The organism is Stenotrophomonas sp. Steno-Z4, from assembly GCF_056393145.1.
The window spans coordinates 198,770-218,819 of sequence record NZ_JBWJPC010000006.1 but is presented as its reverse complement, the minus strand read 5'-3'; the positions used below and the strand labels follow the sequence as shown (position 1 = coordinate 218,819).

The following is a 20,050-nucleotide window of genomic DNA, read 5'->3' as shown; positions in this document are numbered from 1 at the left end:
ATCAGGCTCCAGAACCCCTGCGGGTCATGCCGAAGAAGTAGCCGATCACCATGCCGGTGGCGTTGTTCAACCCGCCGATCAACATGCCGAATGAATCCTTGTTTTCGGGCGGGATGGCCACCGCGATGAGCGCGGCCATGGCCATGCCGAGGAGGAACAGCACCAGGACGGCAATGCCCACCCGGGCCGCGCCGACGTTTCGAGTTGCGAAGGTCATGCGGCACCTGCCAGTGCGTGGATTTCCTCCAGCGCCCAGTGGTACAGGGGCTGGTCTGTGACGGTCACCCGGGTGAGACGCTTGCCGCGCACCTCTTTGATCGCGACCTGTGTTGACTGCTGGACCGCCAGCAGCACGAAGGCAATCCGCTGTTTGGTCGGGTCCGGCTCCTGTAGCACCGCCAGCGCGTCGCTCACCATCTCGCGGATGGCGGTCAGCAGTTCAGCGGTCGGGTTCTTTGCCTTCCGACTCTCCAGCACCACCAGCACGCCCTGCAGCTGGCTGACCGGCGACAGCCGCGGCTTCTTCTTTGCGGCGGTCATGCGATGCCGAACAGCTTCTTGGCCTGCGCCAGCTTGATCGCCCGGTCGGCCAAGCCGTTCAGGCCGCCGTTGACCTTCTCGGTGCTTCCCACGATGTCGTCACGCCGCGCCGGCTCGCCGCAGCCGCGCCACACCCAGTACCACCCGGCAGCCAATGCCGCATCAGGAAGTCGCTCCAACATGGACGGATCCCTGACCAGGCGGGCGTCGCCGTACATGGCGTGCGAGTAGGCGGTGACGTTTTCGCGGCCAGTCAGGTGGATCAAGCTCCTGCCAGCGAACCGCGCACCGTCCCCGGGCTGCGTATTGCCGAGCTTCCGTGCGCCCCACGCGCCGCCGTAGATCGCCTCGGCGATGCCGTCGCGGCCTTTCGCGACAATGATCTTCGCCTGGCCCAGCGTCTTCAGGCCATTGCGACCGGGGAACACCTCCAGCAGGCGCTGCGCCGTGTAGCCCAGGTTCTCCCGGACACGGGTGAAGCCTTGCGACTCCACCGACATGTGCGCCAAGAAGTGGGCCTTCTCCAGCGCCGACACGATGCCGAAGCGGATGCAGACCTCCTCCAGCGCCTGGGCGTACTTGCCGGCGCCCATGGCGGCCGCGACTGTCTCGGTGCTCACCATGGTGTCTCCGTTGGTTGGTAGCAGCTGCCCGACTCGAACGGGGGGACCTCCGGGTTATGGGCCCGGCGAGATGCCACTTCTCCAAGCTGCTGTTGGGTGCCCGCCCCTCGACCGGTCTCTTCGAAGGTTCGTGGTTGGTCCGGGGGGCTGCGGGCGTAGAAGGCCGATCACCACCGCTGGATAGGCACCATGGCCGGGGTCATGGACCCAGCCTCTCTCCGCCCTGGAGTGTTGGTGCCGGCCCGTGTCGCCTCGCGGCGAGGTGTTCAGGCCTGGTCGCGCGGTGGTCAATCGGTGTCGGGGGCTAAGAACGCAGAAGCCCCGGCTTTTGGCCAGGGCTTCAGGGACAATTCTTGACAGTTACAGAATTAGGGCATCTTGATGTGCAACTTGTCAAGGAATTTCGCGGACTATCTCAACTCGACCCGGCTCGCCAGGGATGGATATCCTCATCGCATGCATCCGGGATGGCCGCGACTCTTGCCAGCGCTGGAAGTCCTCCGCCAACACGGAAAAGTCATAGCTTCCACTGCGTTTCATAAACAATTCCATATCCATGCGGACGAAGTATTCACCGCCCCTGAGAGTCCACTTTTCCTCCGGGACGTCTTCTTCAATCCAGTTGAAATCAGTCATGGCGTCACCCTCTAAGCGGCGATCCTGCCGCCCATAAAGTCTACCCCGCGCTGCAGCTCCCGGCGGTACTGCCAGATCGAGAGCGTCCCACCGTACTGGTCCGCCACCATGTGAGCCTTCACCGCCTGACTGGCGGACACGGTGAACTCGGTCCGGACGATGAGCGCCCGAAGAGGGTACTGCCGCTGCATCGAGGCCAGCGCCCGGTCGATCCAACGCAGTTCGTCTGGTGTGCCGAGGTCAACCGCAATCTCAGGGTTGTCGTGCGGCCTGTCCGCATCGTTGGAAGCCCGAACCGGGCTGACGGCCCAGGTAGGCAGGGTGTGCATGCCGACAACCCCAGATCGGGCGCCCATGAAACGCCGGCGGTCGCCGCCATCCCGTCCTACCAGCTCCCGCAGCGCGCGCTCACGTGTGCCTGGCGCCAAATCCCGGGCATGCTGCAGCACATGCACCCCGCGCTCAGTGTGGCTGAAGGCATAGCGGTTCACCTGGGCATGGCCCCAACGGCGCAGGTCTTCGGTCAGGGGATCATTGTTGCGCATCGCGGAGGGCCTCAATTACTTCGGGGTCAAATCGGAAAACGGGCAGCCGCCCATCGGTGTCGCAGCTGCCTTGCCGCTCGGTGTAGCCCTTGCAGTGGTAGCTCTGGCCTGCCTGTTCCCCGAACTGGCATGCCCAGCACCTACCGTGCCGACGCAGCTGGGCGCGGTACCGCTTCCGCATCCGCAGGCCGCTGACCAGCTCGCTGTCGGTCATGCCGCCAAGCCATCCAGCAGCGACGGTGCGGCGGCGAGATACTCAATGCGGACCTCCAGCCGCGCGCCCTTCTCATCCGGCTCCATTCGGTCCAGCACGATCCGGCGCAGTTGTTTGTCGTCCGCCCAGGCGATGCCATTGAGGGCATCCGACAGCACCTTTTCGCAGTTTCCGAGGTCGATGCACTGCACTGTGTCGTCCCACGTGTACGGATCCAGCCGCGCACGCTTTGCCCAGTCCTGCGGCCGGTGCGGGAACAGTTTGACGTGCAGCACCACGCGACCTGGCGCTGGCGTGCAAATGCCAGCGGCCTTGGCCAACAGGCCCACCATCTTCTTGTAGGCCTTCGCGTCCTCGGTCACGTAAGTGATCGCCAAAGGCCTTGGCTTCTTTGGGATCACCCGGGTTGCCCAGTACCGGTTGGCACTGATGGGGTATGGGAGGGTTAGGTGAATGGTCATGCGGCGCTCCTTGGGGCGGATCTCTGCAGTAGTTGGTCTTGATAGGCCTGCCACGCCTCGGTGCCGCGGCCGAGGCTCGGCAGCGCTTCAAGGGTCCAAGCTCGGAACTCGCGGGCCTGTTCCTGGAAGCTGGGCCCATAGATGGCGTACATGGCCTTCCCGTTTTTGCCCGGCATCGGGATGCCCTGGTGGTGCCAGTCGCCCATGGCGACCACAGCCTGCTGGCCGATTTGCTTCTGGCCATGCAGGTCGCCGATGTTCCGGTGGTGGATCCGGACGGGCCCGCACCCTATTCCACGCTGCAGGCCGGCCGCGAAACGCCAGCGGCAGACAACGCACCCCAGCGCGCGTGCGGCGTCCTGGTATGCCTGCTCCGCTTTGTTGGCGGCCTTGATCGCCCGGCGCATCAGCGAATTCCTCCAACCCTGCGGATTTCGCCAACCCGAAGCGAGTTACGCAGGTACGACGACCGGGAGGCACCTGGCGTGTAGAACTCGTAGGGCACGCCATCCATTTCCCACATGAAGTGCAGCCGGCCAGCGCGGTTGCGCATCGTCCGGATTCGCACGCGCCGAGGCGCAAGCACCTTGGCGGCAAGCGCCACGACCAGGCAGTTCCCAATCAGCTTCATCGGGGCACCTCCGGGCGCGCGGCGGACACGGCCATTTCCACCATTTCCGCTGCCTTGATGTAGGCCTTCCGCGCCAAAGGGCTTGCTGCAGACGCGAGTCGGCGAAGCTGGGTGGCAGCCGCCAGGACGGGCTTCTCGGGCACATAGCCGTCGGGCACCATCAGGCGCGCTGTCATCGCGCTGTCACCGCCTGCCGGTACACCAACCTCATGCTCCGGTGCGACCTCTGCCAGCTCGACATTGCCGACGGATTGGTCACCTTGGCCACCGACCACTACGGCACCTGCTTCATCTGCCCCGAATGCGGCCGCAGAAACTACCTCGAGTACTTGGGCCGAGATGCCTCCGGGGTGCTGCTGGTTCAGCAGGTTGACCGCCCCACCAGCCAGTAGGTCGGTCTCCCGAAGCGTGAGGGCCGCGGTGATGGCGTTGATTGCGGCCTTGTCGTTCTGGTCAAGGTCGGCCCCGCACCCAACGTGGTACGCGTCTTCATGCAGGCCGATATCCCGGAGAGCCTTGTCCAGCAGCTCCCTGGCCTTCTTCTCGATGTCGTTCATGCGCCCTCCCGGGGCCTCTGGATGATCAACTCCACCGCCTCGCGGCTCTCTGCGGCCAAGCCGCCGAACACTTCCCGGCGCAGCCACCCGATCCAGCCGCCGTCGCCAGTGCCTCCGTCCCACAGCTCAGCGAATCGGCCTTCGTCCATGTCGGCAAAATTGAGCGACTCGGCCTCGGTGCGGGTGAGCTTGCCGATGCCCGGCAGGTTGTATTCGACGGCTTCGCAGCCGATGCCGGACAGTTCCTGCAGCTTTTTCAGCGCGTCGTGCTGGGAAAGGCCGGTGAATAGCTCCACGTTGTCCGCCAGCCAGCCCGACAGGACATGGGCCTTCCGGTAGAACTTCGGGTTGCGGTCCTCGCGAAGCGTCGCGCGAAGCTGCTTACCGGTGCCGAACTTCCGTTCGCGCAGCGAGCGCTGGTCGACCGGGTGCGCCGGCACCAGTGCCCCGATCAATTCGCCGGTTTCGGGATCGACCAGTTTCCGCACCTCAAGGTTCACGTCTCGGGTGCGCAGCTTCTTCTTGGCCTTGGCCAGGGCGGTTTGGACCGTCATGCGACACCTGCTTGGGGTAGATGGGCGGCCAAGCCGGAGCGCTTCTTCCGCGGCGCCGGGCCAGTGCCGTCCTCATTGGCTGCCTGCTTGGGCTGCCACCATTCCGGCAGCGTGGAGAACCGGAAGTACTCCGGCTGGTAGTGAACCCTTGCCATGCCCGGTGCGCCGTCGCGCTGGATGGCCACGATCAGTTCCGCAGTGCCCTCCCACCGGCTGTCCTTGTGGTAGATCTCGTCGCGGTAGATGAAGATCACCGCATCGGCGTCCTGCTCGATCGAGCCCGAGTCGCGCAGGTCGGCCACGATGGGCCGCTTGTCGCCAGGGCGCTTCTCGACGTCGCGGTTGAGCTGGCTCAGCAGCAGCACGGCGATATCCAGCTCGCTGGCCAGCAGCTTCAGCGCGCGCGTGATGTCGCCGATGCCGGAGGCGCGGTTGTCGCCGGACACGTGCATCAGCTGCAGGTAATCGATGACGACCAAGGCCAGCTTCGGATCCTGCGCCTTCATGCGGCGCACCTGCGCGCAGACGTGCTGCACCTTGGCGATGCGCGGGCGGCTGATGCGGATGGCGGCCTCACCGATCTTGCGCGTCCAGTCGGTGACGTTCTGCCAGTCGATCTCGTCCAAGTTGCCGCTTCGCAGCTTGTTGCCGCTGATGCCGGCCTGGTTGCACAGCATCCGCTTGCCGAGTTCCTCGGGCTTCATTTCGAAGCTGAAGAAGGCAACCGATCGATGCAGGCGCAGGGCCACGTACTCCGAAATGTTCTGCGCCAGCGTGGTCTTCCCCATCTTCGGGCGCGCGGCAAGAACGTAGAGTCGACCGGGCTGCAGGCCGTCCAGAATCACATCGAGGTCCCACATGCCCACAGGCAAGCCGGTGATGCCGTTCGGCGTCGCGGACGCTCGGCTGATCTGGTCGAAGACACGGGCCATCACCGGCGCCACCGGCTCGAGGTCGCACGGTTCGTTGTCCAGCAATCCCCCAATGCGGCTCTGCGCCTGCCCGACCAGATCCAACGCGCTGCGCCCTTCTGGGCTGTACGCAGCGTCGATCAGGTCGTGCCCGGCATCGATCAGGGATCGCAGCTTGGCTTTCTCAGCAACGATCTCCGCGTAGCCGACGATATTTGCCGCCGACGGCGTCGTGGTGGCCAGTTCGACCAGGTACCCGCCGTCGCGCACCAAGTCCAACTTGCCACGCGATTCGAACCATTCGCCCAATGTGACCGCGTCCGGCTCGCGCCCGCGCTGGATCACGTCCTCGATGGCCTGCCAGATCAGCCGGTGGTCGTGCCGGTAGAAGCTTTCCGCACTCAGCAGGTCAGCAACGTCGTCCCAAGCGCGGTGGCGCAGCATAAGGCCGCCCAGCACTGCCTGCTCGGCGTCGACGCTGTGCGGCGGCAGGCGCAGGGCCTGCTGGTCCCCGTACAGGCCGGCCAGGCGATCCGTTTCGTCCCGAAGCCCGCTCACGCTGCATCCTCCGATGCGGCCCGGTCAGCCAGCTTGGCAATGACCGTCTCGCGAAGCAGGTATTCGAAGTCGGGCTTCCAGTTTTCGTGGCCAGGACCACCAGGCAGTCGGCCGGCATGGAAGTCGTCGTTGTCCACAGTCTCGAAGTAGGCCTTCCAGAACTGCGGCGTGACCTTCTCGCTGCCGAACATGGTCTGGCACAGCTGCCGAACGGTCGGCAGTGCTTTTTCCACCGTCTTGATGCGCGACTTGTTCAGCAGGGTGCAGGCGGGCAGCTGGCCGTGAGGTTTGGCCAGGATGGCGTTGTAGGCAGTGCGGGCGTCCTCGGCGATCTGCCGGATCCGGTCTGCTCGCTTCGCCTTGAGGTCGGCAGGTGCCGCAGGGTCACCCGTCAGCGCCAGCTGCGGGGACGACTCCGAACGAAGTGAGGATGTTCTTTCCTGCTCCTGTTCTTGCTCCTGTTCCTGCTCCTGTTCTTGGCTTCGGAGGGGCTTGGAACCCCCTTCCGTTCCCCTTCGATTGGTCAGGTGAAATGCACCCTGATACCGGTCGAAGAAGGCGCCAAGGAATGGGTTTGCGGCGATGGATTCATAGTCGCGCTGGATACCCAGGCAACGGTTGTCGGAACCCTTCAAACCCTCTGCAATCTGGTACTTGGCCATTTCGAAGACCCACACCATTTCCGAGTCTTCGTCGTAGCAGCAGAAGCCGCTATCGACGCAGTCGCCAAGCCCCTTCCGAACCCCTTCCAAGCCCAGGCCGGTCTCATGTGCCATGAAGAGGATTGGCTGGTAGTACAGCCCGAGCATGTTCGAGCCCGGCGCCGACATCAGGTAGAGGGCCACGACAAGCCCCTCCGGGCCTTTTCGGCGAAGGGCCTTGCATGTCTCTCCGGTCCAGAACTTCGGCACCACCTTGGCGTAGTCACGCATGGCAGACATCCCCCAGCAGGTCCGGCGCCCGGCCCGCGCGGCGCGCCTCTGCCCGGGCCTGCTCGTCAGCACAACGGCATTGGTGCTCGGCGCGCTCGGCGTCGGTCATGGGCTCGCTGCGGGCGAGAACGTCCAGGCAGCACTGCAGCTGCCGGAGGGTGTCAGGTCGTGCATTCATGGGTCGTCCCCATCGTTGAAGGGACCACAATCCTGTACCACGGCCGTGAGAATCGCGGACCGTAACCGCAGGCTTGTGGAAGGCAGTTGGGTTCATACCCCGCCCCGCTCCGCTGCGGCGTCTGCGTGCTGGCCAACCTGCGCGATCGCAGCCTGCACCAGCGCGCAGGCCCGGCCGATCTGGTCCGCTTCGTTGGGCGTCACCTTGCCGTCGGCCAGGGCCTCGGCTATGACCTGGGAGAGGTCGCCCTTCGCTGCAGCTGCTGCAAGCAGCGCGCCGATCATCGAGCCGCCATCCGGCGCGTCCACGCGCTGCAGCACGAACCCATGGCTGGCGGCCAGAGCGTGCAGGATCCGGTAGTCGCCGGCCTTGCCCATCAGCTCGTCGGCCTCCTGCAGGCTCAGCAGGTTGCGGTCGGTGTTGGGGTTGACCTTTGCCCGCAGGGTGGCAGCGGATAGGCCCTTGCTCATGCGGGGCGCGAGGCACTCGCTGCCGCCGGGGTATTCGTGGACGGTGTCGTAGGCGGCATCAGTGACATTCATGGGCGGACTTCTCGATTGGAGACGCCTGGGCGTCGGCGGCGCACGATGGGCGCCATGGAAACGATCAACTCAAGGAATGGGCGCCCCACCCAGCCGGAAGCCCGCGGTCACCACACGCACGGGCCGGCTGGGACGGGGCATAAGTCATGCGGCGAAGTCCGTAGCCCCGCCCTCATCACCGAACTCGGCGGGCGGCCAGATATCGGGGCGCAACTGGCTACGGGATACGGCACCGCCGCTCTGGAGGTAGAGCTGGCGAACCAAACCTCCGTCGAACCGCTGGCCAACGCTCATGGCCTTGCGGAGGTAGTTGATGGTGGTGCCGGCACGCTGGGCGTATTCCGCCTGGTCTGCCGGGCTCATCGTCGAGAGGTAGTTTCGGAGGCTGTCCATGGCCGGAACATTACCATATGGTAATCTCCAGTCAACACCATTTGGTGAATTACCCTCTGGTATACGAAACTCGCCGGATGAAGACCGACACCCCGGCCGTGGTTAGACGCAGGCAGCGCCTGCAGCAATGGATTGACGAGCGCTTCCACGGGAAGCAAGTCGACTTCGTCCGCGCAACCGGAATCAACCAGGGCGAGCTGTCCGGGCTGTTGAAGGAGAAGTCGTTCGGCGAGAAGCGGGCCACCGCCATCGAGCGGGCAGCGGGCATGCCGGGTGGTTACCTCTCAGACGAATCCGCGAAAGTCTCAACGGTCGCAGAGATTGCGACACCCACGGACTACGTTCGCGTCGAGCAAATCGATGCGGAGGCGCAGATGGGAGCGGTAGGTCGGGTGAATGAAGATTTTCCGGAAGTCGTACGTGCGATGGACTTCGCGCCCAACTACATCCGTTCCGTGATCGGCTTTATGCCACCCGCTGGGCGGCTGAAGCTGGTGACCGGAGTAGGCGACTCTATGGCACCGAAGATCAAGCCAGGCGAAATGGTCATGGTCGATACCGGCTGCCGTGAGTTCGTCGGCGACGGGCTCTATCTAATCAACACCGGCTATGGGCACCAGATCAAGGCCCTCCAAGCGCAGCCCGACGGAATCTGGGCGCGAAGCGCCGACCACGTCTTGTATCCGCCCTTCCGTTTGACCGACGAGGCCATCATCGGTGGCCGCGTCTATCTCATCCAGCACCTGGAGCGCGTGGCCTAGGCAAACGCAGCGGGCCGCCGCCCGCTGCGTGGTTACTGCTCGCGAGTAAGGCGCAGGCTTCCGTCGGACGGCAGCAGCACTCGATACGCTTGGCGTTCGCCAGCGGCCAGCGTCAGGTTCTGGGACGTCGATACGTTCGGGCAGAGGCCCCCGCCCGTCTCCAGCTTGATGAAGTAGGCGCCTGGTGCGAGATGCAAGGTGGCCGTCTCCGCCTGCCGAAGCGCAAGCACCTTCTCGTTGTTCACAGAGATGTCGTGCGAACAACCGGAGCCGGAAAAGCCTTTGTCCCTGGCGATGACCACGGCGGCTGAACGCTCTGTGGTCGCTTCCAAAAATTGCGGCGCATAGATGCGATCCGCCGGTACTGCCTTGGCCTGCCCTTCGCCTACCGGCACAGTGGAACAGCCAGCGGCGAGCGCTGCGCTCAAAAACAGCAGTAACCCTGAAGCCTTCATCGTTTCCCCTCCAAGTTGGCCCCTGATTCTATCGGGTTGAGGCCACCGGAGCTGCGCTCGGGCGGCCACCCTGAACGTCTTTACCATTTTATTTACCAGATGGTATTGACACTGCATTACCGTTTGGTAATCTCTCCGCACGCCCTGACGCCTCACTCCGAGGAAGGGCGACGGAGACCGCCATGGACCAGCCCAACACCGACCGCCCCGATCCGCCCGCCCACAACGCAGAAGACATCCGCTTCCAGCGCCATACCGCCTGCATCCTCGCCGCCCAGCTCCTGAGCCACGGCCTGACCATGCCGGGCTGCGAGATCGCCTACCTCGGCGCCCATTGGGCCACCAACGGCAACTGCGAACTGGCCTGGGAAGCTGCACGGCGCCACCAGCTCCAGATGCTGGGCGACGCGATCGACATTGTTCCGACCGGCCGCGACGCACGCAGCGACCGCTCCGGCATGACCACCACCGCGTTGCAGGCCCGCCGCGCTGAGCGCCAGGAGCTGATCGACCGCGCTCGCTCGCTCAGCAACCCGTTCGCCCGTAAGCCGTCCCCGGCTACCGACGAAATCCTGCTCGGCAACGCCGATCTGGAGCGTGCGGCATGAGCGCGGTCGTTCTCCCGTTCGCGCCCACCGTGCGCATCCAGCGCGCCGAGGGCGCCTTCGCGGCCGTGAACATCATTGCCCGCCGCATGGGCTATGCCGACCACCTGGCCTTCCGCGCCGCCCGTGTGGCGAAGGGTGAGGTGCTGGCCGGTACGAAGAGTGCGGCGCGAGCTGTCGCCGACATGAAGGCCGACCTGCGCTTGGCCGCCCGCGACAACGGGCCGGAGGCCGCATGAACTTCGAAGAAGCCATCGAGAAGGAAAACCGGTCCATGTCCCGCGAGTTCATGGTGTACGGCGGGGTGGTCGGCCTGGTGCTGGGCGTCGTAGGCACCCTATTCGTGCAGGGGGTGTTCCAGTGAGCCGGCCCATGGCCCCGATTCTGGCGCCGCTGGCCATGTGGGCGCTGTTCTGCGGCTTTGCCGCTGCCGGCTGCGTGCTTGCCGTGGTGCACGAAAGCATCTTCGCGGTGCTGGTGATGCGCGGCGTCCTTGCCGCCTCCGTCTACCAGACCGTTCTGGAATGGCAGCGCGCGGAGAAGGCGCTGGCCGCCCGCCGTACCGCTGTGGACCAGATCCCCGCCGTACCACACGACCTGCAGTAACCACTGCCGGCTTGGCCGGCGCCATCTACGAGGTTCCCATGTTCCATCTGGACAAAAACCCCGCCGTGCTCGGCAACGTCAACGTGCGGATCGAAAGGCACGGTGAGGAGCGCTCGCTCGCGGTCGACGTGACCTTCGTTACCAGCACCAGCAACACCGTGCTGGATCACTTCGACAAGGAGCTGCGCAAATCGCTGTTCCGCAAGCCGAAGGCGGGCGAGCAGCAATCGCTCCCGACCATTGGTGAGCACCTGACCGAGATCAAGATCCCGAGCCTCGAGCCGCTCAAGGTCGGCCACGAATTCAAGGGCTTCGAGCTCCAGATCGACGGCGAGCTGGAAGGCACGCAGCCGATCTTCCTCGTCGACGTGAAGCTTAAGAAGTTCGTCATCGCCCCGAAGGAAGGCGGCAGCGTGGAACTGACCTTCAAGGCGTCGGCAAACGTCGAGCCGGACGAAGTGGCGGAGCTGACCGAAGCGCTGATCCGCGAATCCGTGGTGCTGACGCTGCAGCTCGGCAAGGCCAGCGACGAACCCCAGCAGCGGGAAGACCTGGCTGCCTGATCCCCTGCCCCGCGCTGCTCCCCCTGTGGCGCAAGGCTGACAGCCCGGAAAGACGGGCACCTCTATCCGCCCAGGAGCACAACATGACCGACACCTCGCCGGCCCCGCGCCGCATCCAGCTGATCGACGTCGATTCCTCGCAGATCCACAGCATCGGCCACGATCCCGACACCAACACCCTGGCCATCTGCTTCAAGCGCGGTACCGGCGCTGCCCGTGGCCCTGGGTCGATCTACCACTACGAGAACTTCAGCGCCGCCGAGTTCGAAGCGTTCAAGAACGCCGACTCCATCGGAAAGCACTTCGGCGGCTACATCAAGCCGTTCCCGTTGAAGTACCCCTACAAGCGGGTCAATGAAGAACAGCAAGCAGCCGCCTGACCGACCACGGAGAGGAATGCGCAGGCTGATGCGCGGCTACGGTCCGCCTGATTTGCCCCCGGCACTAGATCCAGCCGGGCCACTGCCGAAAGGGTGACGCCCCTCCGGTAAGGACCAAGAAAACACCGCAGGCAAGCCGGGGATCAGCGCCGGCCCTCTCCACCCCTTTTCCACGCACGCCGGCCACGCCGGCCGGAGCATTCAATGAGCAACATCGCACCCATGAAGCAGCGCGGCGGCGAATTGGTTACAGCCGAGCAGGCGGAGGCCATCCGCACGGCGCTGAAGACCAGCCTTTACCCGGGCGCCACCGACGAATCGGTCGACATGGTGCTGGCGTACTGCCGGGCCGGCGGCCTGGACCCGATGACCAAGCCGGTTCACATCGTGCCGATGTGGGTGCCGGAGAAGAAGCAAGGCAGCCGTGTCATCAGCCCGGCCGGCATGCGCGACGTCATCATGCCTGGCATCGAGCTGTACCGCACCAAGGCCCACCGCACCGGCGAATACGCCGGGCAGGATGAGGCGACCTTCGGGCCGACCATCGAAGAGAACCTGGGCGGGCTCAACGTGCGCTACCCCGAGTGGTGCAGCGTCGCCGTTTATCGCCTGGTCAATGGCAACCCGGTGCGCTACTCGGCCAAAGCCTACTGGCTGGAAAGCTACGCCACGCAGAAGCGCGACAGCGATGCACCGAACGCCATGTGGAAGAAGCGCCCCTTCGGGCAGCTGGAGAAGTGCGCGGAAGCGCTGGCATTGCGCAAGGCTTTCCCCGAGGCCGTGGGCGCGCAGCCGACCGCCGAGGAGATGGAAGGTCGCGTCATCGATGGGGAGGCCACGCCTGTCCGCCAGGAGGCGCAGCAGCAGATTTCCCGCGAGCTGCCGGCCTACCCCGCCGACAAGTTCGCCGAGAACCTGCCCACTTGGGGTGCGCTGATCACCGGCGGCAAGAAGACCGCGAGCCAGATCATCAACATGGTGAAGACCAAGGGCACGCTTACCGAGCAACAGACCCAAGCCATCGAGAAGTTTGGCCAGGTTGAGGACGTGCCCACGGAGGCTGCATCCGCGGCTTCCGTATCCGCCAACAGTGATACCGGCCCCATCGATTGGGACGCCCCGGGTGAAGGAGAAGCCGCGTGATCACCGTCGATCTCGTCCAAGGTAGCCCGGAATGGCATGCCCACCGTGCCCAGCACCTCAATGCCAGCGATGCCCCGTCGATGCTGGGTGTGTCGACGAACCACACCCGCAGCGACCTGATCCGTGAACTGGCTGCCGGCGTGCCGCGCGAGTTCAGTCATTTTGTGCAGGAGCGCATCATCGATCCTGGCCATGAGTTCGAAGCGCAGGCCCGCGTTATCGCCGAAGGATTGATCGGCGAGGACCTGTACCCGGTCACCGGCGCGAAGGGCAAGTACTCCGCCAGCTTCGACGGCCTGACCCTGCTGGAAGACATTGCGTGGGAGCACAAGCGCCTGAACCAGGCGCTGCGCGACGCCATGTTCGACGGCTGCACCGGTACCGACCTGCCCCTCATGTACCAGGTACAGATGGAGCACCAAGCGATGGTTTCCGGGTGTGAGCGGGTGTTCTTCATGGCGTCCGAGTGGAAGCGCGTCGACGACGAATGGCGGCTCGTCGAGGAGCGCCACTGCTGGTACGCACCGAACCCGGAGCTGCGCGCCCGGGTCGTGACCGGCTGGGCTCAGCTGGAAGCCGACGTCGCCGCCTACGAACCGGAGGCAGCGGCAGCGCCGGTCGCTACCGGGCGCGCGCCGGACCAGATGCCGGCGCTCCGGATCGAGGTCACTGGTGCGGTCACTGCCTCCAACCTTGCCGAGTGGAAGGATCAGGCTATCGCCGTGTTCCAGAACATCAGCCAGGACTTGGTAACCGACCAGGACTTCGCAGACGCGGAAAAGACCGTGAAGTGGTGCAGCGATATTGAGGGCCAGCTGGCCGGCGCCAAGCAGCACGCCCTCAGCCAGACCGAGAGCATCGACCTGCTGTTCCGCACGATCGATGACATCAGCGCACAGGCCCGTGCCACGCGGCTGGCGCTGGACAAGCTTGTCACGAAGCGGAAGGAGGAGCGCCGCACCGAGATCGGCAATAACGCGCGCCGCGCGGTGCAGGACCACGTCCGCGCCATCAACGAGACGCTGGGCGAGCACGGCCTGCCGATGCCGACCACGCTTATTGCCGACCTGCAGGCAGCCATGAAGGGCAAGCGGTCCTTCGCCAGCATGCAGGACGCGGTCGACTCGGTGGCCACCAACGCCAAGATTACGGCCAGCCAGACTGCCGACCGGATCCGCGCCAACATCGCGATCCTGGCCGAGCATCCCGAGTACTCCACCCTGTTCGCCGACCGCGTGGCGCTGTGCTCGAGTAAGGCGCCGGAGGATCTGCGCAACTTGGTCGCCGCCCGAATCGGCGAGCACGTGCGGGCGGAAGAGGAAAAGCTGGCGCAGCAGCGGGCCAAGATTCGCGAGGAGGAGGCCGAGAAGGCCCGCAAGGCGCTAGAGGCGGACCAGGCAGCGGCCCAGCAGCCTGCCGCGCCGGTGGCGGTGGCGGAGCCGGTCGAAGAGCCGGTGCAGCAGCAGCGCCCCACCGTGGGCCTGGTCCGCAGCCCGGCGGCATCGCCTGCACCTGCCCCGTCGCCCGCGCCGCGCTCGGTGGTGAAGATCAAGCTGGGCGACATCAATGCCCGCATCGCCCCGCTGACGATCAGCGCCGACGGCCTGGCCAGGTTGGGCTTCAACGCCCTGCCCGAGAAGGGCGCGGCGAAGCTGTACGACGAAGCCCAGTTCCCGGCCATGTGCGAGGCGATGTCCCAGGTCGCCTTGAACGCAGCGATGAAAAAGGCCGCCTGATGAGCACCAAGACCTGCACCGGGTGCGACCGCAAGCTGCCGCTGGCTCAGTTCGCCAGCGATGGCAAGCGCGGCCCGGGATCCACCTGCATCCCGTGCGCGACTGATGCCCGCCGCCTGCGCACGCCGCTGGCGGTGATCAAGCACGACCCGGTGCAGGTCCGCATCAACAACACCTTCAACCTGTGGCACGGGCCGGTGAGCCGCGCGCCGCTGAGGATCGCAGCATGACCGACATCCATGCCCGACCGTTCTTCGACTCGCCTAGCCGCCGCGAGAAGGAGCTGGCCCAACAGGCGCTGGCAGCCGACATCGCGGCGTTCCAGAAGACCGGCGGCCGCGTCCAGGTGCTGGGCAACACGCCCATGAAGAAGGGCAAAAGCCGCCGGCAGGTGATTGAGGGCCGGGTGCCGACGAAGAAGGAGAAAGCAGCATGAGCCGCCCCTTCACCCGACGCGCACCCAAGCGCAACGGCGGCTTCAGCTGGGGCCGCTACCCGATGGGCGATTCCGGCGTGGTCGCCTATCGGCTGTTCCGGCGCGACCTGGCCGGCGCGCTGCACTTCGAGGCGCTGAACTTCTACCCCAAGGACACGCGCCAGGCGATGGCGCTGGCCGTGCGCGCCGCCTGCCACCGACTGCGCGATCGCGTGGATGAACTGGACTTGGCTGCCCTTTACGCAGAGGACATCGCGTGAGCCCCCTGCTGGCGGCGAATTCTCCGCACCTCCCTGCATGCCGCACGAAGGGCCAGCCTCGGGTTAGCGAACGTCTGCAACGACTGCAGCTTGAGCCCGTGATGGGAGATCGAATGGCGAATCTTGGTGGCTGCTACCCACGCCTGCAGAGCCTCTACGTAGACGATGCGGGGTCGGATGCTGTGATGGTGAAACACGTAGCTGGTCGGTTTCATTTCGCTAGTTCCAGTAGTGGCCCGGGGCCAATAAACCACAGATTTCGGTAAGCCGCCACAGTTTTTTCCCGTAATTTCAACACGTTGCGCCCGACGCAACAAACGAGCGAACGATGAACTTCATCCACCCAAATGACCGCGTCTACGCCCTGGAACGGGCCGTGGCCGCAGCCGTCGCCCAAGGCGAGGACCGCAAGGTGCAGGACGACCTGCGCGAGATCCTGGCCGAAGCAAGGCGGGACGCCCGGGCATGAGCGGCCTGGTGCTGGTGCCGCCCGCTGCCAACGCCGGCGTACCGGTGCGCATGCGGCAGCCGACCAAGGACGCCTACCGCCAGTGGCTGGCCCAAGCCCACGACCTGGTCGAGCAGCTGCAGGCGGAGGTTGGCGACCTGCGCGCTGGGCAGCCGCTGCCGGCCAACCAGCACCAGACTCTCAACGACCTCATCGAGGCGGCCACCGCCCTCGGGCACCACGAAACGCTGCGCCGCAGCAGTGACGAAATCATCGACTACTGGCGCGCGCGGGTTGCTGACCTGCGCGCCGCCCTGACTGGAGATCAAAGCTTATGAACGGCCGGGCGTGGACCGACGACGAGGACGAAACCCTCCGGATCAACTGGCCCAAGTTCCCGGCCTTTCTGATTGCGCACGTGCTGGGGCGTGGTCGGGCGTCGGTCTATCGTCGCGCCAGCCAGCTTGCCCTCAAGAAGGCGGACGACTTCGAAACGCAGCCGCTGGCAAGGCTGTGGAACGGCACCGAAGAGCCCGCCTCCATCGCGGCGCGCTTCAAGCCCGGCTCAGTGCCACCGAACAAGGGCCTGCGCCGCCCAGGCTGGGCACCAGGAGATATGGCCAAGACGCAGTTCAAGAAGGGCCGGCCCGCCAGCGAGTCGCGCAACTACGTGCCGATCGGAACCGAGAAGGTCGATCCGAAGCGAAAGGTACTCATGCGGAAGATCACGGACGACCCATCCGTATTCCCGGTCCAACGCTGGCGCCCGGTGCACGTGATGGTCTGGGAGGCAGCCAAAGGCCCGGTGCCGGAGGGTCACATCGTGATCTTCAAGCCTGGAATGAAGACCTTCGCCGCACTGGACATAACCGCCGACCGACTGGAGGTTGTGACTCTCGCCGAGAACATGCGCCGCAACACGCTGCACAACCGCTATCCCGCCGAGGTGAAAGAACTCATCTACCTCAAGGCGCGCATTACCCGCCGGATCAACAAACGCACGAAGGAGCAACAGCATGAAGAACAAGGTCAGTGACGTCCGCGACCACTTGGTGGCCATGCTGGAGCGCCTGGACGACGACAACCTCAGCGCCGAAGAAATGAACCACGTCATCGAGCGCGCCAAGACCACAAGCATGGTAGCGACCACGTACATCGGCGCGGTGAAGGTTGAACTCGACGCGATCCGGCTGATGGACGAAACCGGAAAGCTCGCAACAGCGGTTGGTCTGCCGCAACAGGCGCCTGCGCTGCCTCCCGGGAGGGGCTGATCCTCTACGCCGGAATGGCTGCAGTGGCCCCTTGCCACAACGTTCCCACTTTCCTGATGGAGTACCAGGCATGAGCACCGAGGACACCACCACCAGCGGCGCAGTCCGCAACCTGATCATCTGCGACACGCAGTTCGGCCTGACCGGCTACACCACCCTGAAGCTGCAGGAGCTGCTGGACCTGCAGACACTGGGCTGGCTCGCTGAGGGAGAGGAAAACAACGAGTTCGACCTTACCGACGAAGGCCGCGCCGTGGTGGAGCGTGCACTGCAGAACGCAGTGCCGGCGACCCTGTCCACGGTGAAGCCCGGCGGCACCGTGCAGCTCGCCGGGCAGTCCTCATTCCCCGTGGTTGAGATGCTGGATATGCGCAACCAGCTGCACGTCATGGCTACCACCGTGGTGCCGAACTTCTGCGACTTGGCCGCCGGGCTGCAGGGCAAGGTCCAGCAGCTGATCGACGACCACCGCCGTGCGCATCCCGAGGAACGCTCGTGAAACTCGCGCGAAACTGCAAACACGGATCAGGGTTTCCGGGCCTCGGCGCAGATTTATTTGCCGACGGGACGGCCTCCGTCCGACTTGGCGACAGCCACATCGGAGTGCAGCTCGTCACTCCCGGCCAGACCTTCAACTGTCTTGATCGCCTCGGTCATCGCGGCCTCTTCGGAATCAAAGACGGCGCCGGAGACGGGCGCATGCAGCTCTTGGTCGCCAACGACTGCGACGATAGCTTCGATCCTGGTGTCACCGTCAGCCCCGACCCTGAGGCTAATGATGTACTGGGCGCCGGCGACTTCACCGTTGCGAGTCACAAGGTTGTCGGGTTCGATAGGGCTCATTTGGAAGCTCCGTTAGGGGTGCCTGAAGCCTACAACGCGGGGTGTGAGGACAGATGTGCAGACCCTACTAGGGTCGAACCAGCAGCAGCTGAGCCATTCAGCATCACGACGTTGGCCTTCGAGTTGGCAGCGCTTTCATGCATCGATTTGGCAAAGGCCCGCATCCGCGCGGTGCAGCCCCGGCCTTCCACTTGGAGACGCAGCATGACCCAGCGACACATCAGCCGTCCCCAAGCAGTGTTCCGGTGCGCCTCCGGGTACAGTGCCCGTCATTTCCACGACCGGCACGGAAGTCGAGGCGAACCCGGACCCCGTGACCTTGCCAGTAGCGGAGCTGCCTGATGCACGTCATCTGCCGACCGCAAGGCACAGCGCGCGTCAGGTCTGCGGCCTTAAGCCTTGCGCGGCAATCTTTCGATGTACGCTTCAACGGCAGCAACCCCGACCTGCATGGCATCGCCCTTACTCGTCATGCGGTCAAGCCGACGCGGTCGAATCGATACTGGCTCGCCGTCAATCTCGACCTTGTAGTCGAAGAAGCCGGATTCGTCCTGGTCGACGGTGAGCACAACACTGTAGCCGCCGATGCTGCCTCGGAAGGTACTGCTTCTTGCGCGATCGGGCATTCCGAGTCTTCGATGAATGGGCGGGTGCACTGTACGCCCAGCCGAAGCCCAGGAAAAGATGCAAGCCTTGGTCCAGACCATCCCGCCACCGGGACTTGGCTAAGCAGCGCTGTCGTTCATCTTGGCGCCCTTGATCAACGCTTGGATGGCAACTCTCTCAGCCTCCTCGAGAGCGGATCGGCAAGACCCGAAAGGCGGCGAGTTAACTTCGACCGTCGCGCAGTTGTGGACGTCCACGGACAGCAATCGCCATTCCCTCGCCCCGCCTCGCCAGATATTGGCTGTGTAGGCGTGCCCGGATCCAGCTACCGACAGAGTGACGCTATGAAACGACTCTGGTGCCTGATTTGTTGCCATATACACCACTGCATCTACTCCCCGCCCGAGTCTGCCTCCCGCAACCAGGCTCCACAAGTGCAAAGAGATGAACCGTTCCGAATGAAGATCCTCCAATGACCCAGCGACACATCAGCCATCCTGAGGGGCTACCCAAATGCGCCGCAGGGCACAGCGCGCGGCACATCCTTGACATGCGTGGCCTAAGCGCCGGAGGCGGCCATCTGGTCGAATGCCGCTGCATGGCCCCCAGCAAGCATGCCGAGCCTGCCGCGGCCATGGCGGAATGGCAGCGCATCAACCGCCCCGCCCGCAGCGCGCGGAAAATCCTGCCGGTGATCGAAGCGCCCTCCGGGAACGTCGTCCAATTGCGCTTGCAGATGCCGGGCAAAGGGCCGGTAGCCAGTGGCTGATACACCCCCGCCGTGCCTCGCTAGCTCATCAACGCAACAGCCGCAAGCTGCGGCCCAGGAGAAAAACATGAACACCCACGCGGAGCCCACTCCCCCCCGCCGCCTCCTGCGTCGCGCAGAGGTCATGGACCGCGTCGGCCTGTCTAAGTCGACCCTCTATTCGCGCATTTCGGCCGGAACCTTCCCGAAACCGGTCACCCTGGGGTCTTCGGTTCGATGGGTCGAATCGGAGGTTGAGGGCTGGATTTCGGAGCGGGTTTCGGAGCGAGACCATGCAGAAGAAACCGGGGGTACGTCTGGGGGTACAGGCTCCGGGGGAACCACCCGCCCCCTTGCCGCATAAGGCTTTCAGCCGCGAATGCAGTAGAGCCCACCTCCACCAATGCGGGGTCTGCGAAGACCCTGGAAAGCCGAGAGATCCTTTGGGACTCTCGGCTTTTTTATTGCCTTCAGGGCAGCGTGAACTTCCGCGCCATGCGGGTCGGCCACAGCGACGTGAACTGCGCGCCACCCTCCAGCCGGTAGGCGGCCGACACGCTGTGCAGCACGCCCAGCCGTTCCAGAACGTCCTTGGCGCGACGGAAGGCCGGGCGCGGGTCGGCGGTGAACATGAAGAGGTTGATCTCCTTGGCGCTGACGTCATAACCGTCCAGCTTGGCCGCGCTGCCCAGGGCGGTGCCCAGTTCGGCCTCGAGCGTGGCCAGGAAGGCTTCGTCGTCCAGCGACTTTCTCCAGAACTTGATGATCAGCTGGTAATCCATGCGGCGGGCCCGGGGTTGGCAATGAGGACTGCCCAGAGTACCCCTGTTCCTGCACCCGGGGATTGCTGTCCGGGAACGCCTGCCTCGGTCGGCACGTCACTACAACAATTCCGATCCCGACACCGCCGCCCG

General features: G+C 64.9%; 38 protein-coding genes and 1 tRNA gene. 19 read left to right on the top strand and 20 right to left on the bottom strand.

Going from position 1 to position 20,050, the window contains the following annotated elements; all coding sequences use genetic code 11:
• Window position 1 precedes the first annotated feature (1 nt).
• From AC06E7_RS15370 to AC06E7_RS15295, 16 genes are all read right to left on the bottom strand, one after another.
• Complete coding sequence (locus AC06E7_RS15370; RefSeq protein ID WP_478065233.1) at window positions 2-217, bottom strand: hypothetical protein; 216 nt, start codon at window positions 215-217, stop codon at window positions 2-4.
• Window positions 214-540, bottom strand: coding sequence for a hypothetical protein (locus tag AC06E7_RS15365; protein ID WP_478065232.1), 327 nt, complete (start codon window positions 538-540; stop codon window positions 214-216). The genes AC06E7_RS15370 and AC06E7_RS15365 overlap by 4 nt, the downstream gene beginning before the upstream one ends.
• Entirely contained in the window at window positions 537-1,160 is a 624-nt protein-coding gene (locus tag AC06E7_RS15360) for a glycoside hydrolase family 19 protein (RefSeq protein ID WP_478065231.1), read from the bottom strand. Before AC06E7_RS15360 ends, AC06E7_RS15365 begins: the two co-directional genes overlap by 4 nt.
• Window positions 1,161-1,178: 18 nt before the next feature.
• A tRNA-Met gene (locus AC06E7_RS15355) sits at window positions 1,179-1,254 on the bottom strand.
• A gap of 302 nt (window positions 1,255-1,556) precedes the next feature.
• Window positions 1,557-1,799: a hypothetical protein gene (locus AC06E7_RS15350; RefSeq protein ID WP_478065230.1), complete on the bottom strand. Its 243-nt coding sequence runs from the start codon at window positions 1,797-1,799 to the stop codon at window positions 1,557-1,559.
• Between the two features lie 11 nt (window positions 1,800-1,810).
• The gene (locus AC06E7_RS15345) at window positions 1,811-2,344 is read right to left on the bottom strand and encodes a hypothetical protein (protein WP_478065229.1); all 534 of its coding nucleotides are present in this window, start codon (window positions 2,342-2,344) and stop codon (window positions 1,811-1,813) included.
• Between the two features lie 210 nt (window positions 2,345-2,554).
• Window positions 2,555-3,019: a RusA family crossover junction endodeoxyribonuclease gene (locus AC06E7_RS15340; RefSeq protein ID WP_478065228.1), complete on the bottom strand. Its 465-nt coding sequence runs from the start codon at window positions 3,017-3,019 to the stop codon at window positions 2,555-2,557.
• A complete protein-coding gene (locus AC06E7_RS15335; RefSeq protein WP_478065227.1) occupies window positions 3,016-3,426 on the bottom strand; it encodes a hypothetical protein in 411 nt (136 codons plus the stop codon). The genes AC06E7_RS15340 and AC06E7_RS15335 overlap by 4 nt, the downstream gene beginning before the upstream one ends.
• Entirely contained in the window at window positions 3,426-3,650 is a 225-nt protein-coding gene (locus AC06E7_RS15330) for a hypothetical protein (protein WP_478065226.1), read from the bottom strand. The genes AC06E7_RS15335 and AC06E7_RS15330 overlap by 1 nt, the downstream gene beginning before the upstream one ends.
• The gene (locus AC06E7_RS15325) at window positions 3,647-4,207 is read right to left on the bottom strand and encodes a hypothetical protein (RefSeq protein ID WP_478065225.1); all 561 of its coding nucleotides are present in this window, start codon (window positions 4,205-4,207) and stop codon (window positions 3,647-3,649) included. The genes AC06E7_RS15330 and AC06E7_RS15325 overlap by 4 nt, the downstream gene beginning before the upstream one ends.
• Window positions 4,204-4,761 (bottom strand): hypothetical protein, encoded by a 558-nt coding sequence (locus AC06E7_RS15320; protein ID WP_478065224.1) that lies wholly within the window; start codon window positions 4,759-4,761, stop codon window positions 4,204-4,206. Before AC06E7_RS15320 ends, AC06E7_RS15325 begins: the two co-directional genes overlap by 4 nt.
• Window positions 4,758-6,230 (bottom strand): replicative DNA helicase, encoded by a 1,473-nt coding sequence (dnaB, locus tag AC06E7_RS15315; protein WP_478065223.1) that lies wholly within the window; start codon window positions 6,228-6,230, stop codon window positions 4,758-4,760. Before dnaB ends, AC06E7_RS15320 begins: the two co-directional genes overlap by 4 nt.
• Entirely contained in the window at window positions 6,227-7,162 is a 936-nt protein-coding gene (locus AC06E7_RS15310) for a hypothetical protein (protein ID WP_478065222.1), read from the bottom strand. The genes dnaB and AC06E7_RS15310 overlap by 4 nt, the downstream gene beginning before the upstream one ends.
• Window positions 7,155-7,340, bottom strand: a complete 186-nt coding sequence (locus tag AC06E7_RS15305) for a hypothetical protein (RefSeq protein WP_478065221.1) — start codon at window positions 7,338-7,340, stop codon at window positions 7,155-7,157. The genes AC06E7_RS15310 and AC06E7_RS15305 overlap by 8 nt, the downstream gene beginning before the upstream one ends.
• Window positions 7,341-7,432: 92 nt before the next feature.
• Entirely contained in the window at window positions 7,433-7,882 is a 450-nt protein-coding gene (locus tag AC06E7_RS15300) for a phage regulatory CII family protein (protein WP_478065220.1), read from the bottom strand.
• A gap of 144 nt (window positions 7,883-8,026) precedes the next feature.
• Window positions 8,027-8,275, bottom strand: a complete 249-nt coding sequence (locus AC06E7_RS15295) for a hypothetical protein (protein WP_478065219.1) — start codon at window positions 8,273-8,275, stop codon at window positions 8,027-8,029.
• A gap of 77 nt (window positions 8,276-8,352) precedes the next feature.
• Between AC06E7_RS15295 and AC06E7_RS15290 the strand changes: the two genes are divergently transcribed.
• The gene (locus AC06E7_RS15290) at window positions 8,353-9,036 is read left to right on the top strand and encodes a S24 family peptidase (protein WP_478065218.1); all 684 of its coding nucleotides are present in this window, start codon (window positions 8,353-8,355) and stop codon (window positions 9,034-9,036) included.
• Between the two features lie 32 nt (window positions 9,037-9,068).
• Here AC06E7_RS15290 and AC06E7_RS15285 read toward each other — a convergent pair whose 3' ends face one another.
• On the bottom strand, window positions 9,069-9,491 hold the full coding sequence (locus tag AC06E7_RS15285) for a hypothetical protein (protein WP_478065217.1): 423 nt from the start codon (window positions 9,489-9,491) through the stop codon (window positions 9,069-9,071).
• Between the two features lie 182 nt (window positions 9,492-9,673).
• Here AC06E7_RS15285 and AC06E7_RS15280 point away from each other — a divergent pair, with 182 nt between their 5' ends.
• The 16 genes from AC06E7_RS15280 (at window position 9,674) to AC06E7_RS15205 (ending at window position 17,438) form a co-directional block, all read left to right on the top strand.
• Window positions 9,674-10,099, top strand: a complete 426-nt coding sequence (locus AC06E7_RS15280; protein WP_478065216.1) for a hypothetical protein — start codon at window positions 9,674-9,676, stop codon at window positions 10,097-10,099.
• Entirely contained in the window at window positions 10,096-10,335 is a 240-nt protein-coding gene (locus tag AC06E7_RS15275) for a hypothetical protein (RefSeq protein WP_478065215.1), read from the top strand. Before AC06E7_RS15280 ends, AC06E7_RS15275 begins: the two co-directional genes overlap by 4 nt.
• A complete protein-coding gene (locus AC06E7_RS15270; protein ID WP_478065214.1) occupies window positions 10,332-10,460 on the top strand; it encodes a hypothetical protein in 129 nt (42 codons plus the stop codon). The genes AC06E7_RS15275 and AC06E7_RS15270 overlap by 4 nt, the downstream gene beginning before the upstream one ends.
• 8 nt (window positions 10,461-10,468) lie before the next feature.
• On the top strand, window positions 10,469-10,702 hold the full coding sequence (locus AC06E7_RS15265; RefSeq protein WP_478065213.1) for a hypothetical protein: 234 nt from the start codon (window positions 10,469-10,471) through the stop codon (window positions 10,700-10,702).
• Between the two features lie 11 nt (window positions 10,703-10,713).
• A complete protein-coding gene (locus AC06E7_RS15260) occupies window positions 10,714-11,265 on the top strand; it encodes a hypothetical protein (protein WP_478065212.1) in 552 nt (183 codons plus the stop codon).
• Between the two features lie 83 nt (window positions 11,266-11,348).
• Window positions 11,349-11,645, top strand: coding sequence for a KTSC domain-containing protein (locus AC06E7_RS15255; protein WP_478065211.1), 297 nt, complete (start codon window positions 11,349-11,351; stop codon window positions 11,643-11,645).
• Window positions 11,646-11,849: 204 nt separating this feature from the next.
• Window positions 11,850-12,788 (top strand): phage recombination protein Bet, encoded by a 939-nt coding sequence (bet, locus tag AC06E7_RS15250; RefSeq protein WP_478065210.1) that lies wholly within the window; start codon window positions 11,850-11,852, stop codon window positions 12,786-12,788.
• On the top strand, window positions 12,785-14,524 hold the full coding sequence (locus AC06E7_RS15245; protein WP_478065209.1) for a lambda-exonuclease family protein: 1,740 nt from the start codon (window positions 12,785-12,787) through the stop codon (window positions 14,522-14,524). Before bet ends, AC06E7_RS15245 begins: the two co-directional genes overlap by 4 nt.
• Entirely contained in the window at window positions 14,524-14,754 is a 231-nt protein-coding gene (locus tag AC06E7_RS15240; RefSeq protein WP_478065208.1) for a hypothetical protein, read from the top strand. Before AC06E7_RS15245 ends, AC06E7_RS15240 begins: the two co-directional genes overlap by 1 nt.
• Window positions 14,751-14,960 (top strand): hypothetical protein, encoded by a 210-nt coding sequence (locus AC06E7_RS15235; protein WP_478065207.1) that lies wholly within the window; start codon window positions 14,751-14,753, stop codon window positions 14,958-14,960. Before AC06E7_RS15240 ends, AC06E7_RS15235 begins: the two co-directional genes overlap by 4 nt.
• Window positions 14,957-15,220 (top strand): hypothetical protein, encoded by a 264-nt coding sequence (locus AC06E7_RS15230; protein ID WP_478065206.1) that lies wholly within the window; start codon window positions 14,957-14,959, stop codon window positions 15,218-15,220. Before AC06E7_RS15235 ends, AC06E7_RS15230 begins: the two co-directional genes overlap by 4 nt.
• Window positions 15,221-15,548: 328 nt before the next feature.
• Window positions 15,549-15,689 carry a hypothetical protein gene (locus tag AC06E7_RS15225; protein ID WP_478065205.1) on the top strand — a complete coding sequence of 47 codons (141 nt, stop codon included), beginning with the start codon at window positions 15,549-15,551 and terminating at the stop codon, window positions 15,687-15,689.
• Window positions 15,686-16,006 (top strand): hypothetical protein, encoded by a 321-nt coding sequence (locus tag AC06E7_RS15220; protein WP_478065204.1) that lies wholly within the window; start codon window positions 15,686-15,688, stop codon window positions 16,004-16,006. Before AC06E7_RS15225 ends, AC06E7_RS15220 begins: the two co-directional genes overlap by 4 nt.
• Entirely contained in the window at window positions 16,003-16,704 is a 702-nt protein-coding gene (locus AC06E7_RS15215; protein ID WP_478065203.1) for an HNH endonuclease signature motif containing protein, read from the top strand. The genes AC06E7_RS15220 and AC06E7_RS15215 overlap by 4 nt, the downstream gene beginning before the upstream one ends.
• Complete coding sequence (locus AC06E7_RS15210; protein ID WP_478065202.1) at window positions 16,685-16,939, top strand: hypothetical protein; 255 nt, start codon at window positions 16,685-16,687, stop codon at window positions 16,937-16,939. Before AC06E7_RS15215 ends, AC06E7_RS15210 begins: the two co-directional genes overlap by 20 nt.
• 70 nt (window positions 16,940-17,009) lie before the next feature.
• Window positions 17,010-17,438 carry a hypothetical protein gene (locus tag AC06E7_RS15205; RefSeq protein ID WP_478065201.1) on the top strand — a complete coding sequence of 143 codons (429 nt, stop codon included), beginning with the start codon at window positions 17,010-17,012 and terminating at the stop codon, window positions 17,436-17,438.
• Between the two features lie 53 nt (window positions 17,439-17,491).
• Here AC06E7_RS15205 and AC06E7_RS15200 read toward each other — a convergent pair whose 3' ends face one another.
• Entirely contained in the window at window positions 17,492-17,782 is a 291-nt protein-coding gene (locus AC06E7_RS15200; RefSeq protein WP_478065200.1) for a hypothetical protein, read from the bottom strand.
• 392 nt (window positions 17,783-18,174) lie between these two features.
• Window positions 18,175-18,408: a hypothetical protein gene (locus AC06E7_RS15195; protein WP_478065199.1), complete on the bottom strand. Its 234-nt coding sequence runs from the start codon at window positions 18,406-18,408 to the stop codon at window positions 18,175-18,177.
• A 452-nt stretch (window positions 18,409-18,860) separates the two neighbouring features.
• Between AC06E7_RS15195 and AC06E7_RS15190 the strand changes: the two genes are divergently transcribed.
• On the top strand, window positions 18,861-19,157 hold the full coding sequence (locus AC06E7_RS15190) for a hypothetical protein (RefSeq protein ID WP_478065198.1): 297 nt from the start codon (window positions 18,861-18,863) through the stop codon (window positions 19,155-19,157).
• Window positions 19,158-19,224: 67 nt separating this feature from the next.
• On the top strand, window positions 19,225-19,500 hold the full coding sequence (locus tag AC06E7_RS15185; RefSeq protein ID WP_478065197.1) for a helix-turn-helix transcriptional regulator: 276 nt from the start codon (window positions 19,225-19,227) through the stop codon (window positions 19,498-19,500).
• A gap of 106 nt (window positions 19,501-19,606) precedes the next feature.
• Here AC06E7_RS15185 and AC06E7_RS15180 read toward each other — a convergent pair whose 3' ends face one another.
• Window positions 19,607-19,918, bottom strand: coding sequence for a hypothetical protein (locus tag AC06E7_RS15180; RefSeq protein WP_095364192.1), 312 nt, complete (start codon window positions 19,916-19,918; stop codon window positions 19,607-19,609).
• Between the last annotated feature and the right edge of the window lie 132 nt (window positions 19,919-20,050).